Here is a 1,489-nt window from a genome sequence, read left to right as displayed (position 1 = left end):
TCCTGATCGCCGGGGCGGCGTTCATCGCCGCGGGCGAGCTGACCGTCGGGGGCCTCTTCGGGTTCGCCGCCTACCTCGGCTACCTCTACCCGCCGCTCTCCCAGCTCGGATCGCTGCACCTGTCCGTCACCTCGGCGTCGGCGTCCTGCGAGCGGCTCATCGAGATCCTCGACGCCGAGCCCGAGGTCCAGGACACGCCCGACGCCGACGACTCCGACGTCAAGGAGGGCCGCCTCGAGCTGCGCGGCGCCCGGTACGTCTACCCCGGCACCGAGAGCGCCGGGCTCGACGGCGTCTCGCTCACGGTGCGACCGGGACAGTTCGTGGTGGTCACCGGCCCCAGCGGTGCCGGGAAGTCCACGCTCACGCGGATGTTGCTGCGGTTCGTCGACGCGCAGGACGGGGCCGTGGTCCTCGACGGCGTCGACGTCCGGAAGCGGACCATCGCCGCCGTGCGCCGGGCGGTGACCCTGCTCCCGCAGGAACCGATGCTGTTCGACCTGACCGTCGCGGAGAACATCGCGTACGCGCGCCCCGGTGCGAGCCGCACCGAGATCGAGCAGGCGGCCCGGGAGGCCGGTGCGCTCGACTTCATCCGCGAGCTGCCCGAGGGCTTCGAGACCTCCGTGGGCGAGGACGGCGCAGCGCTCTCCGGCGGCCAGCGCCAGCGCCTCGCGATCGCGCGGGCGCTGCTGCGCATCTCCCCCGTGCTCGTGCTCGACGAGCCGACGACCGGGCTCGACGCCCCGACCGCCCGTGCCGTGCTCGAACCGCTGCGCCGCCTCGCCGGCGGGCGCACCACGATCGTCGTCAGCCACGACCTCACCCCGGCCCGCGACGCCGACCTCGTCGTGGTCCTGGACGGCGGGAAGATCGTCGCGCAGGGCCGCCACCACGAGCTCCTCGCCGCGCGGGGTATCTACCGCGAGCTCTGGGAGGCCCAGAACGGGTCCCGGGCCGAGGGCTCGCGGTCGACCTCGGTCCACGTCGAGGACGCCCCGACGGCCCAGGGCCCGGGACGCGCGATCCCGTTCCCGGGGGCCGCCTCGGTGCCGGTGCCGGCTCGTCGCGAGCCGTCCCGGGGCACGCCACCGCCCCCGCGGGCGCCTGCGCGCGTCCCGGCCCTCGACCCGGCGGCGAGCTTCTCCCCGGACCCGGTCACCGCGCCGCTGCGCCTGCTCGCCCGGTCGTCCACCACGACGGGTCCGACGCCGATCCGGTCGCGCCCCGCCCCGCCGTCGCGGACGTCTCCGGCTGCTCCGGCTGCTTCGTCTCCGGCTGCTTCGAGGCGGCCCGCGTCGCCACCTCCGGCTCCGCGTACGGGGTCGAGGCCTCCGGCCGCACCTGCTGCGGCGTCGACCGCGGTGGTGGGACCTGCCGCCGCCCGGCCTGCTGGTCGTCCTGCGGCTCGGCCTCCCGTGGCGTCGCCCGCTCCGGAGACACGCGGTCCGGTGTCGCCGGCCACTGGCGCCCCGGCCCGCCGCGCCGA

At 76.5% G+C, this 1,489-nt stretch carries 1 protein-coding gene; it reads left to right on the top strand.

Going from position 1 to position 1,489, the window contains the following annotated elements; all coding sequences use genetic code 11:
* On the top strand, positions 1 to 1,489 hold a 1,489-nt coding region (locus tag AC0CYZ_RS26810; protein ID WP_472221050.1), incomplete at both ends, for an ABC transporter ATP-binding protein.

This window comes from Actinomycetospora sp., assembly GCF_055612215.1.
The sequence above is the reverse complement of the archived record's forward strand: the minus strand, read 5'-3'. Positions and strand labels throughout refer to the sequence as shown.